Source organism: Bacillus sp. FSL W7-1085 (assembly GCF_038595035.1).
GTDB lineage: Bacteria > Bacillota > Bacilli > Bacillales > Bacillaceae > Bacillus > Bacillus altitudinis.
This window is the reverse complement of record NZ_CP152000.1, coordinates 1,368,706-1,387,493: the sequence shown is the minus strand read 5'-3', so window position 1 is coordinate 1,387,493 and position 18,788 is coordinate 1,368,706. Positions and strand designations below refer to the sequence as shown.

The following is an 18,788-nucleotide window of genomic DNA, read 5'->3' as shown; positions in this document are numbered from 1 at the left end:
CGGTTCATCCAGATGGGGGTTCTTTCTTATATCCAATAAATCAAGAGCATGATGAAATAGACGATACTAAATACGATACTTGCCCGTAATAACAGTTTTCCATAGTAGCGCATTTCAAACTTTCTTTTTTCTTCTTTTTCATCTATGAACGGTATGAATTCTGTTGACTTTGCAATAGACACTGGTTCTTTCATTTCTTCATATAGATGAAGGCATTTTTTGCATGAACGTAAGTGCTCATTCACTAATTGATTTGTTTCTTCACTCGTGTCCCCTTCTATATAAAGTGGTAATAGTTCTTCAATCAAATAACAGTTCATTTGTTGAACTCCTCACAATGTAGCTTTCGTTTCAGCTCTAATCTTGCTCGATGAAGGGTTGTCTTTACTTTAGATAAAGTCCAATTCAAAATTTCCGCTACTTCTTCATACGATAATTCCTGAATATCTCTTAAAATGAGGACTTCTCGGTAAGAATCCTTCAATTGATTGATATGGCTCCACAGCCTTTGAATATCAGTTTGAGTTTCTAAATGCTCTTCAGGTGTCATGAATATCTGCTGCTCTAAAAAGTCAGCTTTTTCTACATCCGTAAAAGTTCGTTTTACTTTTCGGCGATAGTCGTTGACAAATGTATGATAAGCAATGGTGTAAAGCCATGTTTTAATGCTTGAATGTCCTTTAAAAGAGGATAATCCATGCAGTGCCTTGATAAATACATCCTGCGCAAGATCCTTGGCTGTTTCGACATTTCCCGTTCTGCGATATAAATATTTGGTGATTTCCTGAAAATATTCTTCATATATTTTTTCAATTTGATTGGTCGGTCTAGACATCAAAAATAAAACCACACAGTCATCCAAATTGATAAAACGATAAAAAAGAAGTATAACGAAGAAATAAACCACTTCATGCGTTTTAATTCGTGATAATCGCTCTGATCCTCAGTGTGGACAGGAGCAAACTCGTTTCCCTTAACAGAATGCTGAAACTGCTTTTCATGCGTCTTCATCCAGTTAGAAGCCTCTTCTCCAAGCTCCCCTTCCTGATACAATTCATATAAGTCTTGAAAGATGGCTTGTTTTTCTTTATCTGTCAAAACGTTGCACCTCTTTTGTTCGTCCATTTACTTCATATATTTTCCGCTCATTCGATCCGAAGGTTTGAATGATCACAAACCACGAAATGCGCATTTTCCCCTCTTTGTCGATCATTCTCACCGGCTTGATTTGTTTTTTATAGATGGCATAAGGTTCATACTTTTTGAGAACTTGCTGATAGACTTCATCACGTTCTTGATTCGATACCGTATGCGGTAAAGAAGAGTCTGATTGCCAATTCAACTCAATTCCATCGGCATCTCTCGTCACATGAAGTAAATTTGATGATCCGTGAAAAGTATATTGTTTGTGTTCACGAGTTCCTGTTTCTATCTTCACGTCTTTTGACTGTTCCCCTATCAATTCCAACAAATCTTCGTCACTGATATTTCCTTTTTTCTGTTGAAAAATCGCTTTTGATAGCTGTATTTTGAGCAATTCTTTCGTTGAACCATTAAACAGAAATTCAGATTGATCGGCTGTCTTTACCGCCACTTCATGCTGCCATTCAAAATAAAAAGCATCAACGTCTGTGATCTGGTAAGCTGGTGGCTGTAAATTTAACTTTTTATAAATACGATTAATTTTCGTTTTCATTTCTTTGTTTGTTAAATTGATCCCATCTACATCCTTCAATTGAAAGATGGCGTTCCCATATTGCGCTTGTCGAAGCGTCTCTTTTTTCCAGGTGGCAAACGCTAAGCTCTCATCTTTATTCTGAGACATTTTTGGCAAAAGAAGAACGCTTGTCTCCCCGTCTTCTTTTTCAACCACTACATGAATGCGGTCTAGATCAACGGATCGGCCGCTTCTTTCAAAAAATTCAATGGTTTTTTCCCTATATTCTTTATCGGTCAAATGCTGACCCTTTGCGCGACCATGATAAAAATAGCTGTTTAATTCACCTGTAAACGCAGAAACATTCACTTCATACTGATCGGCTGCAAACACGTAGTTATCAGAGATCGGCTGTTTAATAGTCGTTGAATATAATGTAGTGTCCGCTGGTACAAACTTTGAAGCGAATGCTTTTGCACTTGCTTCAGATAAAGGGCGATATTCTTCTGAGAAAGTATCTGTCAGTTCCGTTTTAGTAAATTGAAACATGATATGTGGGAGATTTAGGACCGGGTTTAGCATTAGCATAAAAAAGACGACAATTCCCCAAGCACCCCACTGTCTCAACTTCACCTTGTTTTGTAGTAACGCACATAACAAATGTAATGTCATAAAGCTTCCTGCGGCCGCTACTAAAATCACAATGGATTTAAACGAAGATTGCAGCTCATGCTTCGAGATAGAAGGATAAAAAATATACAGCAGCGCAGCGAAAATCAGGCCATAGAAAAACAGCAATTCTTTCCACTTCTGATGCCAAAACAAACGAAAGAATAGGTGAAGTACCAAAGCGGCAAAGCCAATCATAAGCACAATGGTCATCAAATTTCTCCATACTAGCTCCGTATCACCGCTGAGAAAGAACTTTTTGCTTTCAACTAACACAATAAATACCGTTTGACATAAAGGCAGAAGTAACACAGATAAATCAAATGCAAAAAACATGCCCCTATTTTTTAAATAAGGAAGAGAAATCACATAGAAAAGTGATGCAAGCAAGACATATCCATAGATGAGAAATTGCATGAAATCTGTCAGCACTTCAAATGTTTCGATCGTATACTGTCTAGCTAGCACTTGGTGGATCATCTCAAGTGTCATACTCCCTAGCAGAACTACTCTTAATACGATTCCAGCATAAAATACATAACTACTCTTCTTTTCTTTCCATATGGGAATTGTAATAAAAAGGACAAATAGTCCAAGCACACACCATTGAATCATGTGGATACTGTACTCATTTAAAATAAAAAACCTTTCAAAATGGAGGGATAAATCACTAAACAAATCAAACATCGCTACACAATCCTTTACTTCAAATTAAGGCCTCGCTCGTATAGACATTTGACTTGTCAAAAAGTTTCATCAAATACAAAAAATCACTTCATTCTCATGAAGTGATGTTGTTTATTTTTTATTTCCGCTTCCCTTTATGTAATCATGCAAGATTTTTTCACAGACGGATCGATTTCCAGCAACAATGCTATTTTTCTCTAGAAACGTCAAACGTTCTCCGTGAATATTCGAGTAAACAGCGCCTACTTCATCAAGTAACACACATCCAGCCGCATAATCCCAAGGCGCTAACCTTAACGTGACATATGCATCGCTTCTTCCGCTTGCAATATAAGCTAGTTCAAGTGCAGCTGACCCAATCGTTCGTGTTCCTCTCACATCGCGTACGAGACGGGCAAACGGCTTAGCGTCAAAATAGGGGCTTTCAATCGCCCATGTTGGGTTAATGCCGACAATGGCTTTTTCAATGGCAACATCTTTTAAAGGCGGGAGTAAGGTATCGTTCATATACGCCCCTTCTCCTTTGACTGCATGATAGAGCTCGTCATGGATGACGTCATAAATAAGGCCGATTTTCCCCACACCATGTTCAAAAATCCCAATTGAAATGGCAAAATTTCGTTTTTGATGGATAAAGTTCATGGTGCCATCAATTGGATCAATGATCCATACTATCCCGTCTAGAGAGGTCACTTCTTCCCCTTGGCCCTCTTCTCCTAAAATATGATGATCTGAAAATGTCGACTGTATCTTTTCAATGAAGAAACGTTCTGTTTCTTTATCGATGTTTGTGACAAGATCATTTGGATTTGATTTTGTTTCAATTGATAGACCTTCCTGCATGGATGCTTTAATGCGGCTACCCGCTTCTTTTACCCAAAGCTTTGCAAGTCGGTCAATTTCCACCCAGTTTGTCATCGGACTGTAAACCTCTTTTCTATGTAGTACCTATTTGTATTAGCATACTGATATTATGTACGTAAAAGCAAGAAAAAAGCAGCTTCATACAAAAACGAACCGATGAATTGGTTCGTTTTTACCTCACCTTGTTTTACCCTTGAAGCTGCTCCCATTCTTTTCTTAGGCGCTCAAGCTTTCGTTTGCTGCGTTCTACCTGGATATCATCTTTTTGCTCGATGGCTTCATGAAGCGTCGAAAGCTCATAATCAACCTCTAATCTCCACACAGCGATGCGATTCTTCTTCTCTTGTCTATACCCATGCTTCACGATTTGCTTCACTGGTCAACGCCCCTTCCAGAGAATGATTCATTCCTTGTCAGTTTTCATTGATAAAAAATACAATCGATAAGAGAAATGGTTCTTGCTTATATCGTATGAAGCGATCGCATAACCGCAACGACATTCTGAAAATTGTGTTTTTACCTATTTGTTATGTACCACAAAATCGAAGTTTTTAAACGCCGAACCAAGATCCCTGCTATCTTTCTCTTTAAAGTGCATCTTTTTTTGAGCTTGACCCAAGCTATGATAAAATATGATCAGCGAAAAGATACAGGAGGCATAACATGAGTGAAATGCGTTTTAGAGATGAAGATTTTGAAACATTCACAGTAGACGGTTTAGATGAACGTATGACCGTATTAAAAGAGAGAGTCCGTCCAAAGCTTGAAGCACTTGGTGAACATTTTGCACCGCTTCTTTCTTCTATTACAGGTGACGAAATGTTTGTCCACGTGGCAAAACATGCAAGAAGATCAGTCAACCCGCCAAATGACACTTGGGTGGCTTTCGCTAACAGTAAGCGTGGGTATAAAAAGCTCCCTCATTTTCAAATTGGGCTTTGGAAAACTCATGTATTTGTATGGTTTGCGCTCATTTATGAATCTCCAGTGAAAGGTGAATATGGGCAACTATTCGAAAAAGAGCTGAACACGATCCAAAAGAAAATACCGCAAAACTTTGTTTGGTCTAAGGATCATATGAAACCGGACGTCCTCCGACACAGCGAACTTGATGCTGAACAGCTGAGAACACTATTTGAACGTGTTCAAACAGTCAAAAAGGCCGAACTCCTTTGCGGCATCCAGCTTCCTAGAGAAGAAGTTGTTCAAATGAATAATGAAGAATTCTTATCAAAAATTGAAGATGCCTTCCGCACAGTAACTTATCTATACCGCTTTACACAAAAAGAATCTGTATAAAAAAACGAGCCTATGTTGGCTCGTTTCAGATTGTTGACAAAGGGCTAAAATGAACTTTATTTTAGCCCTTTGTCTTCTTTTCAGCGTGATAGAAAACCTTTGCAGTCTAGGAAGGATGAGCACTGGAGCGGAGCGAATTTGTCATTCGTGAGCACCAGCGCGCAGGACTGACAACGAATGCGAGGGTTTGTCTACACGCTGAAACGAGCCTATATTGGCTCGTTTTTCACATCCGTATCATAGCTGTTTCTTCAGCCTCTCTTGCACTTTTTACTGTGCGATAAGGGGAATACCCACTTCCCTTTTCAAACGCCGCACAATGCGTCTTTTCTTCTGCTTTTGATGGTACAACTTCTTTAAATCGTTTATAAGCCTCTAGTAATGCTTGTTTCGCAATTCCTGTTTCATAGGCTTTTTCAACGGCTTGAAAAAATGAAATGACCGCCATCTTTTCTTCAGTTGTCCAGTCGACGTCCATTGGATATTGATATTCCATTTACTTGTCCCTCACTTTAATCCACATTTCTTATTTGAACTTTTATTATAGCATCTGTTTGATCAGAATCCGATTGATTTTATGCTTTACATTCCGATCAGTTCATAATATAATTCTTTTGTTTTATGCAATGAAATCTGCTGTTATTGGGATAATAATAGCAGGTATTTCGATGAAGGTGGGAAAGCAATTGTCACAACATGATACACCCTTATACACTGGACTAAAAAAACACGCTTCAACCAATCCAGTCCAATTTCACATTCCAGGCCATAAAAAAGGAGCCGGAATGGATCCTGAATTTAGAGCATTCATTGGAGACAATGCATTAAGCATTGACCTTATTAATATAGAACCTCTTGATGATTTACATTCGCCTCGAGGAATGATCAAAGAAGCACAGGAGCTTGCAGCAGAAGCATTTGGTGCAGACCATACGTTTTTCTCTATACAAGGAACAAGCGGTGCGATCATGACAATGGTGATGACCGTCTGTGGCCCTGGAGACAAAATTATTGTTCCACGTAATGTCCATAAGTCGATTATGTCTGCTATTGTATTTTCTGGTGCAGTACCTGTTTTTATTCACCCGGAAATTGACAAAGAGCTTGGCATCTCTCATGGCATCACGCCAGAGTCAGCTAAAAGAGCGCTGACTAAACATCCAGATGCGAAAGGGCTGCTTGTAATTAACCCAACGTATTTTGGCATTTCAGCTGATTTAAAAACCATTGTAGAGATTGCTCATTCATATGACGTACCTGTTCTTGTAGATGAGGCACATGGTGTGCATATTCATTTTCACGATGAGCTTCCATTGTCTGCGATGCAGGCGGGAGCTGATATGGCAGCAACAAGTGTGCATAAACTTGGCGGCTCTCTCACCCAAAGCTCGATTTTAAATATAAAAGAAGGGCTTGTTTCAAAGGATCGAGTACAATCTATTTTAAGCATGCTGACAACTACGTCTACTTCTTATTTGCTTTTAGCCTCCCTGGATGTCGCTAGAAAGCGATTAGCGACTGAAGGAAAGGCACTTGCAGATGAAGCCATTCGATTAGCTGAATCAGCAAGAACTCGTTTAAACGAAATTGAAGGTATTACTTGCATTGGTCAAGAAATTCTCGGTTCACCTTCTACTTACGATTATGACCCAACAAAATTAATCATCTCCATTAAAGACCTTGGACTGAATGGCCATGATGTGGAGAAATGGCTGAGAGAAAGCTACCGAATTGAAGTAGAGCTCTCTGACCTATACAACATTTTATGTATCGTGACGCCTGGCGATTGTGATGAGACGATCGATACGCTTGTAACGGCTATGAAGGAAATTGCGGCCACCTCTGCACGTCAAGGCGGCAAACAAGCCGTGACAGAAGTGTTACTGCCTGAGATCCCTTCGCTTGCGATGACGCCGCGTGACGCTTTTTACGCAACAACGGAAGTCATTCCATTTAAAGAAGCGGCTGGCCGGATCATAGCAGAATTTGTCATGGTTTATCCGCCTGGTATTCCTATTTTTATACCAGGAGAAATCATTACAGAAGAAAATATCTCCTATATCTTTAAAAATATCGAAATCGGTCTTCCTGTTCAAGGACCTGAAGATTCCACACTAAATATGATTCGTGTCATTAAAGAACAAAAAGCCATTTTATAAAAAAGAAACATGCAGCCCCAATTGGAGCTGCATGCTTTTTTATTTATTCAGAGGCTTCATCACAGCAATGACAGTGACCACATGTTCCATAAAGTGTTGTCACTTTTTCATTTTCAAATTGATCAATGGTTTCATTGCAATCTTGACAAATAATTGTACCCACGTACATTCCCCTTTTCTTTACTCAAAGTTTGAAAGCGTTTAATCTATTTCATATCTCTATAATATGATGTCACATTTAAGTTGTCAACGGTTAATTGTATGACACATTTAATCATTTTTTATAAAAATATGCTTTTTTCTCATCATATTGAGGAAACGTTTCAAATGTATTTTGCTTCATATCAATTCTGTAACAATTGAGTAACAATCGAAAATTGTCAAAAAGGACGTGATACACTAGAGTGACTAACAGGGAACTGGCTCCTAAAAATGTTGGTACAACCCCAAAGGATTTTGAGGTGAATAGATTGAATTTTATGAGGACCCTTCTCATTATATTCCCTATGCTCTTTGTACTTAGTTCATGCTCATTTGCGTATATCATACCGAATCAGACAGACCAGGTCAGTCATATTCAAAAGCCGAGAATTCTCTTTTTTACTGATGCAGAAAATCTTGATAAAGAAAGTCCTTATTATGACGCAGTGCTCGATTTAAAAAATGAATATCCGAAGGAAATGTCCAAGATGATTGTCAAAGAAGATCGTAAAGGCTGGAAAAATGAAGTAGACGAACTGCCGGCTATTTTACTTGTCAATAATGAAAAGGTCATTGTGAAGGTGGAAGGTAATGTCCGAAGTAAAGAGGATATCTTATCACCTATATGCCAAGCATTAGATCGAGTGAATACAAATTAACGATTCGACTTTGCACTTATATATCCATATGAAAAAAGCCCTCAGCTCATGAGGGTTTTTCTTTTTCAGCGACGTTTCACATACATAAAAAAACCCTCTCCATGTGGAGAGGGTTTCAACGTTCATTATTTTACGATATGGATTGGGCTTCCGATTGCTACTTCAGCCGTTTCCATTGTGATTTCACCTAAAGTTGGGTGAGCGTGAATTGTCATTGCGATATCTTCAGCTGTCACACCAGCTTCGATTGCAAGGCTAAGCTCTGAAATCATATCAGAAGCGCCAACACCTGCGATTTGTGCACCGATCACAAGACCATCCTCTTTACGAGTGATCATTTTCATGAAGCCATCAGTTGCATCAAGAGAAAGTGCACGTCCGTTCGCTGCGAATGGGAATTTCGCTGCAACGATGTCGATTCCTTCTTCTTTTGCTTCTGCTTCAGTGTATCCAACAGTTGCAAGTTCTGGCTCAGAGAATACAACAGCAGGAATACCAAGGTAATCAATTTCAGCTGGCTCTCCAGCGATTGCTTCAGCAGCAATTTTACCTTCGTAAGAAGCTTTGTGTGCAAGTGGTGGTCCATCAACGATGTCACCAATTGCATAGATGTTTGAAACGCTTGTACGGCATTGTTTGTCAGTTTTGACAACTCCGCGGTCTGTCAATTCAACACCAACTTGCTCAAGACCAAGCTCATCTGTGTTTGGACGACGACCAACAGTCACAAGTACGTAGTCAGCATCGACAGTTTTTTCTTCACCTTTTACTTCGAAAGTAACAGTGACACCGTCAGATTTTTCTTCAACGCCTTTTGCAAGAGCGTTTGTGTGAATTTCAACGTTTCCTTTTTTCTTCAGGTTACGTTTCACTAATGAGCTCATTTGCTTTTCAAAACCTGGAAGGATTTCGTCTCCACCTTCAAGGATGACAACTTCTGTTCCAAAGTTCGCATAAGCAGTACCAAGCTCAGTACCGATGTATCCACCACCGATGACAACTAACTTTTTAGGTACTTCTTTAAGCGCTAAAGCACCAGTTGAGTTAATCACGCGGTCTGTGTATTTAAATGTAGGCAATTCGATTGGACGAGATCCAGTTGCAAGAATTGCATTTTTAAATGTATAAGTCTGCGCTGAATTTTCATCCATGACACGTACAGAGTTGCTGTCTACGAAATAAGCTTCACCTTTGACGATGTCTACTTTATTTCCTTTTAGAAGACCTTGAACTCCACCTGTTAATTTGTTTACAACAGAAGCTTTCCACTCTTGAACTTTTGTGAAATCAACTGTTACGTTTTCAGCTTTGATACCCATGTCTTCAGAATGCTTTGCATTCTCGAAACGATGTCCAGCATTGATCAATGCTTTTGAAGGGATACAGCCGACGTTTAGACATACGCCGCCAAGTGTTCCTTTTTCAACGATTGTTACTTTTTGTCCTAGCTGTGCAGCGCGAATAGCAGCTACATATCCACCAGGACCTGCACCGATGACAAGAGTATCTGTTTCGATTGGGAAATCTCCTACTACCATGAATTTACGCCTCCATTAAAATTAATTGTGGATCATTCAATAAACGCTTGATGTGGTTAAGGGCATTTTGCGCAGTAGCTCCATCAATCATACGGTGGTCAAAGCTTAGGGAAAGAGCTAAGACTGGAGCTGCAACGATTTCGCCATCACGAACAACCGCTTTTTCAGCGATACGGCCAATACCAAGGATCGCTACTTCTGGGTGGTTGATGACTGGAGTAAACCATTGTCCACCAGCAGAACCGATGTTTGTGATTGTGCAAGATGCACCCTTCATTTCAGCTGGAGCCAATTTACCATCACGTGCTTTTGTTGCAAGCTCGTTGATTTCGTTAGATACTTCGAAAATCGCTTTGCGATCTGCATTTTTCACAACTGGAACAAGCAAGCCTTTTTCAGTATCAGCTGCAATTCCGATGTTGTAGTAATGCTTTTGAACAACTTCATCTGTTTTATCATCGATAGAAGTGTTAAGTACTGGGTACTTTTTCAAAGCAGAAGTTAGAGCTTTTACAACGTAAGGCAAGTAAGTTAACTTGATTCCTTGATCAGCTGCAACTTGTTTGAATTGTTTACGATGTGCAACAAGGTTTGTTACATCAACTTCATCCATTAATGTTACGTGAGGAGCTGTGTGCTTAGAGTTCACCATTGCTTTCGCGATCGCTTTGCGGATTCCGCTCATTTTCTCGCGAGTTTCTGGGAATTCTCCTTCTAGAACTGGAGCTGCTGCCGCTTTTGGAGCCGCTTCTTCTTTCGCACTTTCAGCTGCTTGAGGTGCTGCTTCTTGAGTTGCTGCAGAACCGCCATTAAGGAAGCTGTCGATATCTTCTTTTAGCACGCGGCCATTTTTACCAGTACCTGCAACTTTGTAAATTTCAACGCCTTTTTCACGCGCATATTTACGTACAGATGGCATAGCAATAACGCGTTTGTTAGGATCAGCATCTACTTGCTCTTGTGCGCCAGCACCAGTTGCTGCTGCCGCTTCTTCTTGAGCAACTTCTTTCTTTTCAGGCTCGTTACCAGCTTCAGCAGTACCTTGTACTTGAGCTTCAGTTTTCGCTTCGCCTTCTTCTTCGCTGCCTTTAAATTGAAGATTTTCGTAACCAGGTGCATCAAACGTAATGATTGTTTGTCCTACAGTTGCAACTGTTCCCTCTTCAACTTTTAATTCTAATACTTTTCCTTTAACAGGTGAAGGAATTTCTACAACTGCTTTATCATTTTGTACCTCTGCTAAAACGTCATCTTCATTGATTTCGTCGTTTGGTTTTACAAACCACTTAACGATCTCACCTTCGTGGATACCTTCTCCGATGTCCGGAAGTTTAAATTCAAATGCCACTGTTTTTCGCCTCCTAGATTATGTTAAACCCTTGTTCTGTCAACATTACACGGTCATGTAATTGATAAAGGGGAAGAGAAATAAATTCTTTTCCCCTCTATCATTTAATTAAAATTCAAGAACTTTCTTAGCTGTTTCAAGCACGTCTTTATGGTTTGGAAGCCATACGCTCTCAGCTTGAGAGAAAGCAAATACAGTATCAGGTGCAGCTACACGAAGTACTGGTGCTTCTAGGCTAAGAATTGCTCTATCATTGATTTCAGCTACTACGTTTGCTGCAATACCAGCTTGTTTTTGTGCTTCTTGAACAACGATCGCACGACCTGTTTTTTCAACAGAAGCGATGATTGTTTCAATATCAAGCGGGCTCACTGTACGAAGGTCAACGACCTCAGCAGAAACGCCTTCTTTTTCAAGTTCTTCAGCAGCTTTAAGTGATTCGTGAACCATTGCACCGTAAGTGATGATTGAAAGGTCAGAACCTTCACGTTTCACGTCAGCTTTACCGATTTCAATTGTGTACTCTTCTTCAGGAACTTCCTGACGGAAAGAACGATAAAGTTTCATATGCTCAAGGAATACAACCGGATCGTTGTCACGGATTGCAGAAATTAATAGTCCTTTTGCATCGTAAGGTGTTGAAGGAATAACAACCTTGATACCAGGCTGTTGTGCAATAAGACCTTCTAAGCTATCAGCGTGAAGCTCAGGTGTGTGAACTCCTCCGCCAAATGGAGAACGGATTGTCACTGGAGAATGCCAGCGTCCACCAGAACGGTAACGCATACGAGCCATTTGTCCAGAAACAGAATCTAATACTTCGTAAACGAATCCGAAGAATTGAATTTCCATTACTGGGCGGAATTCTTGTAGTCCAAGGCCAATTGCAAGACCGCCAATACCAGATTCAGCAAGTGGAGTATCGAATACACGATCCTCACCAAACTCTTTTTGCAATCCTTCAGTCGCACGGAATACGCCGCCGTTTTTACCAACGTCTTCTCCGAAAACAAGAACGTTTTCGTCATTTTTCAGTTCTGTGCGTAACGCATCAGTGATCGCTTGAATCAATGTCATTTGCGCCATGGCTTACTTCGACTCCTTCTGTTTGTAGATTTCAAGCTGTTCAACCAAGTTAAATGGTTTCACATCGTACATGTTTTCAATCAAATCAGTGACTTTCTGCTTAGGCTGTTCGTCAGCTTCTTTGATTGCTTGTTTGATTTGTTCTTTTGCATCTTCGATGACTTTATTCTCTTCTTCTTCAGACCAAAGGCCTTTGTTTTCCAAGAATTTGCGGTAGCGTACCAATGGATCTTTTTGCTCCCACTCATTTTCATCTTCTTTTGTACGATATCTTGTTGGATCGTCACCAGCCATTGTATGTGGGCCGTAACGGAATGTAAGAGTTTCAATTAATGTTGGACCTTCACCATTTACAGCACGCTCACGAGCTTCTGCAGTCGCTGCGTATACAGCTAATGCATCCATACCATCAACTTGTACGCCTACGATACCAGCTGCAGCTGCTTTTTGTGCAATCGTTTGTGCAGCAGATTGCTTTTCAACAGGTGTAGAGATCGCATATCTGTTGTTTTGGACAACAAAAATCGCTGGCGCTTTGTAAGCCCCTGCAAAGTTAATACCTTCGTAGAAATCACCTTGTGAAGCTCCACCATCACCAGTGTAAGTGATTGCAACAGCATTTTTACCGCGCTTTTTCAAACCAAGAGCTACACCAGCAGCTTGAATGATTTGTGCACCGATAATGATTTGCGGAGAAAGTGCATTCACATCTTCAGGCATTTGGTTTCCAACAAAGTGTCCACGAGAGAACAAGAATGCTTTTGTTAGTGGAAGACCATGCCAGATTAATTGTGGTACATCACGATATCCTGGAAGAATGAAATCTTCTTTCTCAAGTGCAAAGTGAGTTGCAAGCTGAGAAGCTTCTTGTCCAGCTGTTGGCGCATAGAAGCCAAGACGTCCTTGACGGTTCAATGAAATTGAACGTTGATCTAATACACGTGTAAACACCATACGGCGCATTAATTCTTTTAATTGGTCATCTGAAAGATCTGGCATTGCCGCTTCGTTTACGACTTCGCCTTTTTCGTTTAAAATTTGGAACGTTTCAAACTGCTTTTTGATGGCATCGAATTGCTTTTTGCTATCAACAATTGCTTTTTTTGTTTTTGCAGCCATTCTAAAGTCACCTCTTCCTTTCTTTTAACAGTCAATTTGTCGTGAATCCATTTATACATACAGATATAGGATAACCCAAAATGCTCATATGACTCCTGTATATAATAGCCACAAAGATCATTGTCGAAACATTGGATGATCGCTTGCTTTTGAGTTTTTCTAACTGTATTAACGATAGTTCACAAAAAACTAATACAACTTCTGTTAACAAGGAATAGTTTACAACAAGAAAAATAGTCCGTCAATTGATTTAACGGCTTTATTTAAATAAATGTATTCGCTTTACTTTTTATGGTGACCTGTATCAATCTGTTTAATCAACAGCACAAACTGTACTAGTATAGAGTGGATCACTGTACTACAATAGCACATGTTTGTTTTTGTCGAAAAATAAAAAAAGAGCTATTTCCAGCTCTTTTGATCGTGATGGACAAAGGGCCAAAATGAACTTCATTTTAACCCTTTCTCTTCTTTTCAGTTTGACATCTTGGAAAAACGAGTAACGACACGCAGGCACTTTGGGAGTAGCAGCGATAAACAGAGCTAGCAAATATGCAAGTACTGTTTTTAGCTATTTTGTGATTCTTTCTGAGCTGTTTTGTATAAAGCTTGTTTATATTCGTTCAATTGATCTGTATATTGATTGAACTTCTTGCTTTCTTTTCTAACTTTACTATAGGAACGATTCACTGTCTTTAATTTGGATTTCAGCTCAGCGTATCCTAAGTCTTTTCTTTTTAAGGATTCATACAAGTGCTTGTCTTGTTTCAGCGCCTTTTGATACTCACGGTAAAGCTGATCATACGATGCGTATCTTTTTTCAATTGATTTGACTGTTTGTTCTGCTTTGTCTTTTACTTCCGCATCTTTTATCTGTTCAGCGAATTCCTTTACAGATTGAAATTCTTTTTTCGATTGATCCATGCTGTCTTTTTCTGTTTTTAAATGTTCTTCACGCTTTTCTGCCGATGCTAATGCTTGATCAGACAAGTTTGAGACTGTTTTTGTGTGGTCTTTTGTTGTTTGAATCATTTTTTTATACAACTGCTGCTCTTTTTTTTCATAGCTTTGCAGTGCGCCTTGTTCTTTTTCAAAGGATGCTTCTTTTTCGCTCATTTTTGTCATGGCATCTTGCATCTCATAAAGCGGATTTTGACCTCCGCAGCCCGCAAGCAAGAGGGTGCATATTCCCGCTAAAGTTGCACCTGCTTTTATTCTTCTTTTCATCTGTTTCAATTACAAGGTCCCCCTTTACATCTCCACATACCACTATAATTTTTCAGGGCGGTTGTGACAAGGAAAGAGGATGGTTTTTTGAGGGGAAAGAAGATTTTTTTCATGCTCTAGGCTCATGACTATACAAATAGTGCATTCATACATAGTTTATATTACACGCTTCGCCTTCACTTATGAGAGGCCGAGTGTATTTCCAAAGGAGGTCAAAAGTATGTCTAATTATAGTCATGGAAGTATGTATGGTGGATACGGCGGTTACGGTTATGGATACGGCGGCGGTTGTTGCTATCCAAGTTATGGTGGTGGATACGGTTGCGGTTACGGTGGTGGACGTACATTCGCTTTAATCGTCGTCCTATTCATTCTATTGATCATTGTTGGCGCAGCATTCTTAGGCGGCGGTGGCTGCTGCTAATGGCTGAATAAGCCTCTGACCGGTCTCATACGACCGGTCTTCTTTATTTCATTGCATATGTTGTGTATCATTTTATATACTTTACATACAAAGGAAATAGGAGTGAAGTTTTGTGATTACCATGGATGATATCGTACGAGACGGGCATCCCGTCTTAAGACAAACAGCTGAAGCGGTCGAACTCCCGCCAACAGAAGAAGAAAAACAGCAATTAGCTGACATGATTGAATTTGTCAAAAACAGTCAGGATGCAGACATTGCTGAAAAATATGAACTTAGACCCGGTGTTGGCCTAGCAGCTCCGCAAATCAATATCAGTAAACGAATGATCGCTGTTCACTGTGAAGACGAGGGCGGAGAACTTTACAGCTATGCATTATTCAATCCTCGCATTGTTAGCCATTCAGTCAAAAGAGCTTATTTAGCTACTGGAGAAGGCTGTTTATCTGTTGATGAAGCCATCCCTGGATTCGTCCCGCGCTATGAAAAAATCAGGGTGAAAGGTACAACGCTTGAAGGTGAAGACATTGATATTCGCCTAAAAGGGTTTCCGGCCATCGTTTTTCAGCATGAAATTGACCACTTAAATGGCATTATGTTTTATGATCATATTCAAAAAGATCATCCATTCGCCGAGCCAGACAACGCGGTTGCGATCGGCAGATCATAATATAAAAACAAGACCCGTCCATCAGCGGGTCTTGTTTTTTATTCATCAATAAGGCCTAATTCAGTCACAGCGTGGAATATGCCATCCTCATCTACAGGTTTGGTGACAAAGTCAGCTAATGTTTTTAATTCATTGACTGCATTCCCCATCGCAACGCCTGTTCCAACAAACGAAATCATTTCTCGATCGTTCAGCCCGTCACCGAAGGCAATTGTGTCCTTTTGATCGTACGGAAGTCTTTCAATGACTCGTTTAATTCCTTCAGCCTTTGATCCACCTTTTGGCAGGACATCAGTAGATAGCTCATGCCACCTGACGAGATCAATTTCTTCACGGAACGCTTCATAGAGATGTTCCTCTTCTGCTTTACAAAATAGCAGCATTTGATAAATGACGTTTTCTTTAAAGAATGACAAATCATGCTCGGGATGCTCTGTTTTTAAAGTGCCAATCCCTTCATGAATAAATGGATGGTTCGGCACAGACGCCTTCATCGTCTTCTCTCCCATGAAAACAAGCGGATGATCATGTTGATCCGCTGTTTCATAAATTTTATCCATCAGCTCTTGCTTAAGTGGATTGCCGTAAATGACTTCTCCTTCGTACATGACATACTGACCGTTATAAGCAATAAATGAGTCAAGCCCTATTTCTTCTAAAATAGGCTGGATGAGAAAAGGCGATCGGCCAGATGCAATGAAGAGATGATGCCCTTTTTCTTTTAATAAACGAACAGCTCGCTTCGTTGATTCAGGTATTTTTTTATCATGGTCATATAAAGTACCGTCGATATCAAAGAAGATGACTTTTTTATTCATATCTCGTCTCCTGTCTCTTGTTATGTATACCCTCTCCCCTTCATCATACAGAAAGATCTTCACTGACGAAACCACTTCCTCTTAAAACGCCCATTTCCCACATATAACCATGTAACATTAAGTGGAAACATCATATAATACAAGTATATAGAGAGAACGGAACAAATGGCTGAATGAGACTCATACCGAAAGGAGGCGATCCGCGATGCTTCGTCGTCTGCGCAAGAAAATTCGAAGACAATGGAAGGACATGCTTCGTAAAAAATCGATTGCTTAAAAGGATCTTCCGCACATTTGCTGAAGGTCCTTTTTTCTCTGAGACTTTTCTTATGCGCGTTTTTTTAATATAATAGAATAAGCGAGTGTAACATACGGTATTTAAGGAGAGATTTGGATGATATATAAGGTATTTTTTCAGGCAAGTACGACTGAGGTACCTGTAAGAGAACACACAGATTCACTATACGTTGAAGCGGTTTCTGAAAGAGACGTACGCGATAAGTTGAAAAAACATAACTACAATATTGAATTCATTCAGCCTGTAGACGGTGCTTTTTTAGACTATGAACGAGAAAGTGAAAATTTTAAAGTATTGGAGCTATGAGAGGAATGAAATTTGTAAAAAACGATCAGGCGGCAGTTTTTGCGCTCGGCGGATTAGGCGAGATCGGTAAAAACACGTATGGCGTTCAATTTCAAGATGAAATCATTTTGATTGATGCTGGTATTAAGTTCCCTGAAGATGAACTTCTTGGAATTGATTACGTCATCCCTGACTATACGTATTTAGTTAAAAACGAAGATAAAATCAAAGGTCTTTTTATTACTCACGGACATGAAGACCACATCGGCGGTATCCCTTACCTTCTCAAGCAAGTGAATATTCCAGTTTACGGAGGCAAACTCGCAATCGGCCTCCTTCGTAACAAATTGGAAGAGCATGGTCTATTAAGACAGACCAAACTTCACATCTTTGAAGAAGAAGATACGATCAAATTTAGAAAAACAGCTGTATCTTTCTTTAGAACGACACACAGTATCCCAGATTCTTATGGAATTGTCGTGAAGACACCTCCTGGTAACATCGTACATACAGGCGATTTCAAGTTTGACTTTACTCCTGTTGGCGAGCCTGCCAATTTAACGAAAATGGCTGAGATCGGGAAAGAAGGCGTTCTTTGTCTTCTATCTGACAGTACAAATAGTGAAATTCCAGAATTTACGATGTCCGAGAGACGTGTAGGTGAAAGCATTGATGACATCTTTAGAAAAGTAGATGGACGTATTATCTTTGCTACATTTGCATCTAACATTCACAGACTTCAGCAAGTGATCGAGTCCGCTGTTGCCAACGGTCGAAAAGTTGCGGTGTTTGGACGAAGTATGGAGTCTGCTATTGATATTGGACAAGATCTTGGCTACATTAAATGTCCAAAAAACACATTCATTGAACACAATGAAATCAACCGCCTTCCAGCAAACAAAGTAACCATTCTTTGTACTGGTAGTCAGGGCGAACCGATGGCCGCTCTTTCTCGTATTGCCAACGGTACGCACCGCCAGATTTCAATTAACCCTGGAGACACTGTTGTCTTCTCGTCTTCACCGATCCCAGGTAACAATATTAGCGTAAGCCGTACCATTAACCAGCTTTATCGTGCTGGTGCTGAAGTCATTCATGGCTCACTCAATAATATTCATACCTCTGGACACGGCGGGCAGGAAGAACAAAAGCTGATGCTCCGTTTAATTAAACCAAAATTCTTCATGCCGATTCACGGTGAGTACCGCATGCAAAAAACGCATATTAAACTTGCGAATGATTGCGGAATCCCTGAGGAAAACTGCTTTATCATGGATAACGGTGAAGTTCTTGCACTGAAAGGTGACGAAGCAAGTGTCGCTGGCAAAATTCCATCAGGCAACGTGTATATCGACGGTAGCGGTATTGGTGATATCGGCAACATCGTGTTAAGAGACCGCCGCATTCTTTCAGAAGAAGGTCTTGTCATTGTTGTTGTCAGCATGGATATGAAAGAATTCAAAATTTCTGCAGGTCCTGATTTAATCTCAAGAGGCTTTGTCTACATGAGAGAATCTGGCGACCTCATCAACGACGCACAAGATCTCATTTCAAAGCATCTTGAAAAAGTAATGGAACGTAAGACGACTCAATGGTCAGAAATTAAGAACGAGATTACTGACACTCTTGCTCCTTTCCTTTATGAAAAAACAAGACGCCGCCCAATGATCTTACCGATTATTATGGAAGTGTAATGACGTACAAGGAGACACAGCCAATTGGCTGTGTCTCTTTTTTATGCGTAATAAAAAAACCCGCATATCTGTACGATACGTGCGGG

The 18,788-nt window shown here is 40.0% G+C and carries 21 protein-coding genes; 7 read left to right on the top strand and 14 right to left on the bottom strand.

What is annotated here, in order from left to right:
• Positions 1-26: 26 nt before the first annotated feature.
• From MKY11_RS07040 to MKY11_RS07015, 6 genes are all read right to left on the bottom strand, one after another.
• Positions 27-320, bottom strand: coding sequence for a zf-HC2 domain-containing protein (locus MKY11_RS07040; RefSeq protein ID WP_135008946.1), 294 nt, complete (start codon positions 318-320; stop codon positions 27-29).
• A complete protein-coding gene (locus MKY11_RS07035) occupies positions 317-835 on the bottom strand; it encodes a sigma-70 family RNA polymerase sigma factor (protein WP_072367728.1) in 519 nt (172 codons plus the stop codon). The genes MKY11_RS07040 and MKY11_RS07035 overlap by 4 nt, the downstream gene beginning before the upstream one ends.
• Complete coding sequence (locus tag MKY11_RS07030) at positions 835-1,098, bottom strand: hypothetical protein (protein WP_058337388.1); 264 nt, start codon at positions 1,096-1,098, stop codon at positions 835-837. The genes MKY11_RS07035 and MKY11_RS07030 overlap by 1 nt, the downstream gene beginning before the upstream one ends.
• Positions 1,088-2,941 carry a hypothetical protein gene (locus tag MKY11_RS07025; protein WP_342501968.1) on the bottom strand — a complete coding sequence of 618 codons (1,854 nt, stop codon included), beginning with the start codon at positions 2,939-2,941 and terminating at the stop codon, positions 1,088-1,090. The genes MKY11_RS07030 and MKY11_RS07025 overlap by 11 nt, the downstream gene beginning before the upstream one ends.
• A 183-nt stretch (positions 2,942-3,124) precedes the next feature.
• On the bottom strand, positions 3,125-3,931 hold the full coding sequence (locus tag MKY11_RS07020; protein WP_342501967.1) for an inositol monophosphatase family protein: 807 nt from the start codon (positions 3,929-3,931) through the stop codon (positions 3,125-3,127).
• Positions 3,932-4,064: 133 nt separating this feature from the next.
• Entirely contained in the window at positions 4,065-4,253 is a 189-nt protein-coding gene (locus tag MKY11_RS07015) for a hypothetical protein (RefSeq protein ID WP_008345085.1), read from the bottom strand.
• 287 nt (positions 4,254-4,540) lie between these two features.
• Between MKY11_RS07015 and MKY11_RS07010 the strand changes: the two genes are divergently transcribed.
• Positions 4,541-5,176: a DUF1054 domain-containing protein gene (locus MKY11_RS07010; RefSeq protein WP_024720286.1), complete on the top strand. Its 636-nt coding sequence runs from the start codon at positions 4,541-4,543 to the stop codon at positions 5,174-5,176.
• Positions 5,177-5,402: 226 nt separating this feature from the next.
• Here the strand turns inward: MKY11_RS07010 and MKY11_RS07005 are convergent, their stop codons facing one another.
• Positions 5,403-5,672, bottom strand: a complete 270-nt coding sequence (locus MKY11_RS07005) for a UPF0223 family protein (protein WP_008345089.1) — start codon at positions 5,670-5,672, stop codon at positions 5,403-5,405.
• 190 nt (positions 5,673-5,862) lie between these two features.
• Between MKY11_RS07005 and MKY11_RS07000 the strand changes: the two genes are divergently transcribed.
• Entirely contained in the window at positions 5,863-7,335 is a 1,473-nt protein-coding gene (locus tag MKY11_RS07000; protein WP_144678851.1) for an aminotransferase class I/II-fold pyridoxal phosphate-dependent enzyme, read from the top strand.
• Positions 7,336-7,378: 43 nt separating this feature from the next.
• On the opposite strand, the gene MKY11_RS06995 is transcribed toward MKY11_RS07000, so the two are convergent.
• On the bottom strand, positions 7,379-7,498 hold the full coding sequence (locus tag MKY11_RS06995; protein WP_003212464.1) for a GapA-binding peptide SR1P: 120 nt from the start codon (positions 7,496-7,498) through the stop codon (positions 7,379-7,381).
• Between the two features lie 316 nt (positions 7,499-7,814).
• Between MKY11_RS06995 and MKY11_RS06990 the strand changes: the two genes are divergently transcribed.
• A complete protein-coding gene (locus MKY11_RS06990; protein ID WP_223255627.1) occupies positions 7,815-8,195 on the top strand; it encodes a hypothetical protein in 381 nt (126 codons plus the stop codon).
• A gap of 125 nt (positions 8,196-8,320) precedes the next feature.
• Here MKY11_RS06990 and lpdA read toward each other — a convergent pair whose 3' ends face one another.
• The 5 genes from lpdA to MKY11_RS06965 all read right to left on the bottom strand — a co-directional run bounded on the left by lpdA (position 8,321) and on the right by MKY11_RS06965 (position 14,522).
• Positions 8,321-9,733, bottom strand: a complete 1,413-nt coding sequence (gene lpdA, locus MKY11_RS06985; protein WP_003211097.1) for a dihydrolipoyl dehydrogenase — start codon at positions 9,731-9,733, stop codon at positions 8,321-8,323.
• Positions 9,734-9,737: 4 nt separating this feature from the next.
• Positions 9,738-11,081, bottom strand: a complete 1,344-nt coding sequence (locus MKY11_RS06980; RefSeq protein ID WP_008345100.1) for a dihydrolipoamide acetyltransferase family protein — start codon at positions 11,079-11,081, stop codon at positions 9,738-9,740.
• A 108-nt stretch (positions 11,082-11,189) separates the two neighbouring features.
• Positions 11,190-12,167 (bottom strand): pyruvate dehydrogenase complex E1 component subunit beta, encoded by a 978-nt coding sequence (gene pdhB, locus MKY11_RS06975; RefSeq protein ID WP_007498597.1) that lies wholly within the window; start codon positions 12,165-12,167, stop codon positions 11,190-11,192.
• A 3-nt stretch (positions 12,168-12,170) separates the two neighbouring features.
• Positions 12,171-13,286 (bottom strand): pyruvate dehydrogenase (acetyl-transferring) E1 component subunit alpha, encoded by a 1,116-nt coding sequence (pdhA, locus tag MKY11_RS06970; RefSeq protein WP_007498599.1) that lies wholly within the window; start codon positions 13,284-13,286, stop codon positions 12,171-12,173.
• A 567-nt stretch (positions 13,287-13,853) separates the two neighbouring features.
• On the bottom strand, positions 13,854-14,522 hold the full coding sequence (locus MKY11_RS06965) for a YkyA family protein (RefSeq protein WP_046343450.1): 669 nt from the start codon (positions 14,520-14,522) through the stop codon (positions 13,854-13,856).
• A 235-nt stretch (positions 14,523-14,757) separates the two neighbouring features.
• Between MKY11_RS06965 and MKY11_RS06960 the strand changes: the two genes are divergently transcribed.
• Both MKY11_RS06960 and def read left to right on the top strand, forming a co-directional pair.
• Positions 14,758-14,937 (top strand): YjcZ family sporulation protein, encoded by a 180-nt coding sequence (locus tag MKY11_RS06960; protein WP_026050085.1) that lies wholly within the window; start codon positions 14,758-14,760, stop codon positions 14,935-14,937.
• A gap of 112 nt (positions 14,938-15,049) precedes the next feature.
• Complete coding sequence (gene def / locus MKY11_RS06955; protein ID WP_008345111.1) at positions 15,050-15,607, top strand: peptide deformylase; 558 nt, start codon at positions 15,050-15,052, stop codon at positions 15,605-15,607.
• 38 nt (positions 15,608-15,645) lie between these two features.
• Here the strand turns inward: def and MKY11_RS06950 are convergent, their stop codons facing one another.
• Positions 15,646-16,425, bottom strand: coding sequence for a Cof-type HAD-IIB family hydrolase (locus MKY11_RS06950; protein WP_024719544.1), 780 nt, complete (start codon positions 16,423-16,425; stop codon positions 15,646-15,648).
• Positions 16,426-16,819: 394 nt separating this feature from the next.
• On the opposite strand from MKY11_RS06950, the gene MKY11_RS06945 reads away from it, so the two are divergent.
• Together MKY11_RS06945 and rnjA are read left to right on the top strand one after the other, a co-directional pair.
• Entirely contained in the window at positions 16,820-17,029 is a 210-nt protein-coding gene (locus MKY11_RS06945; protein ID WP_008345114.1) for a DNA-directed RNA polymerase subunit epsilon, read from the top strand.
• Between the two features lie 5 nt (positions 17,030-17,034).
• Positions 17,035-18,702 (top strand): ribonuclease J1, encoded by a 1,668-nt coding sequence (rnjA, locus tag MKY11_RS06940; RefSeq protein WP_012009818.1) that lies wholly within the window; start codon positions 17,035-17,037, stop codon positions 18,700-18,702.
• Positions 18,703-18,788: the final 86 nt, after the last annotated feature.

What these genes read in the sequence shown, in the direction of transcription:
- MKY11_RS07005 (WP_008345089.1), bottom strand. Translation starts at nt 5,672, where the DNA reads ATGGAATATCAATATCCAATGGACGTCGACTGGACAACTGAAGAAAAG.
- MKY11_RS07020 (WP_342501967.1), bottom strand. Translation starts at nt 3,931, where the DNA reads ATGACAAACTGGGTGGAAATTGACCGACTTGCAAAGCTTTGGGTAAAA.
- pdhA (WP_007498599.1), bottom strand. Translation starts at nt 13,286, where the DNA reads ATGGCTGCAAAAACAAAAAAAGCAATTGTTGATAGCAAAAAGCAATTC.
- MKY11_RS06945 (WP_008345114.1), top strand. Translation starts at nt 16,820, where the DNA reads ATGATATATAAGGTATTTTTTCAGGCAAGTACGACTGAGGTACCTGTA.
- MKY11_RS06990 (WP_223255627.1), top strand. Translation starts at nt 7,815, where the DNA reads ATGAGGACCCTTCTCATTATATTCCCTATGCTCTTTGTACTTAGTTCA.
- pdhB (WP_007498597.1), bottom strand. Translation starts at nt 12,167, where the DNA reads ATGGCGCAAATGACATTGATTCAAGCGATCACTGATGCGTTACGCACA.
- MKY11_RS07035 (WP_072367728.1), bottom strand. Translation starts at nt 835, where the DNA reads ATGTCTAGACCGACCAATCAAATTGAAAAAATATATGAAGAATATTTT.
- MKY11_RS07040 (WP_135008946.1), bottom strand. Translation starts at nt 320, where the DNA reads ATGAACTGTTATTTGATTGAAGAACTATTACCACTTTATATAGAAGGG.
- rnjA (WP_012009818.1), top strand. Translation starts at nt 17,035, where the DNA reads ATGAAATTTGTAAAAAACGATCAGGCGGCAGTTTTTGCGCTCGGCGGA.
- lpdA (WP_003211097.1), bottom strand. Translation starts at nt 9,733, where the DNA reads ATGGTAGTAGGAGATTTCCCAATCGAAACAGATACTCTTGTCATCGGT.
- MKY11_RS07025 (WP_342501968.1), bottom strand. Translation starts at nt 2,941, where the DNA reads ATGATTCAATGGTGTGTGCTTGGACTATTTGTCCTTTTTATTACAATT.
- MKY11_RS06950 (WP_024719544.1), bottom strand. Translation starts at nt 16,425, where the DNA reads ATGAATAAAAAAGTCATCTTCTTTGATATCGACGGTACTTTATATGAC.
- MKY11_RS07010 (WP_024720286.1), top strand. Translation starts at nt 4,541, where the DNA reads ATGAGTGAAATGCGTTTTAGAGATGAAGATTTTGAAACATTCACAGTA.
- MKY11_RS06960 (WP_026050085.1), top strand. Translation starts at nt 14,758, where the DNA reads ATGTATGGTGGATACGGCGGTTACGGTTATGGATACGGCGGCGGTTGT.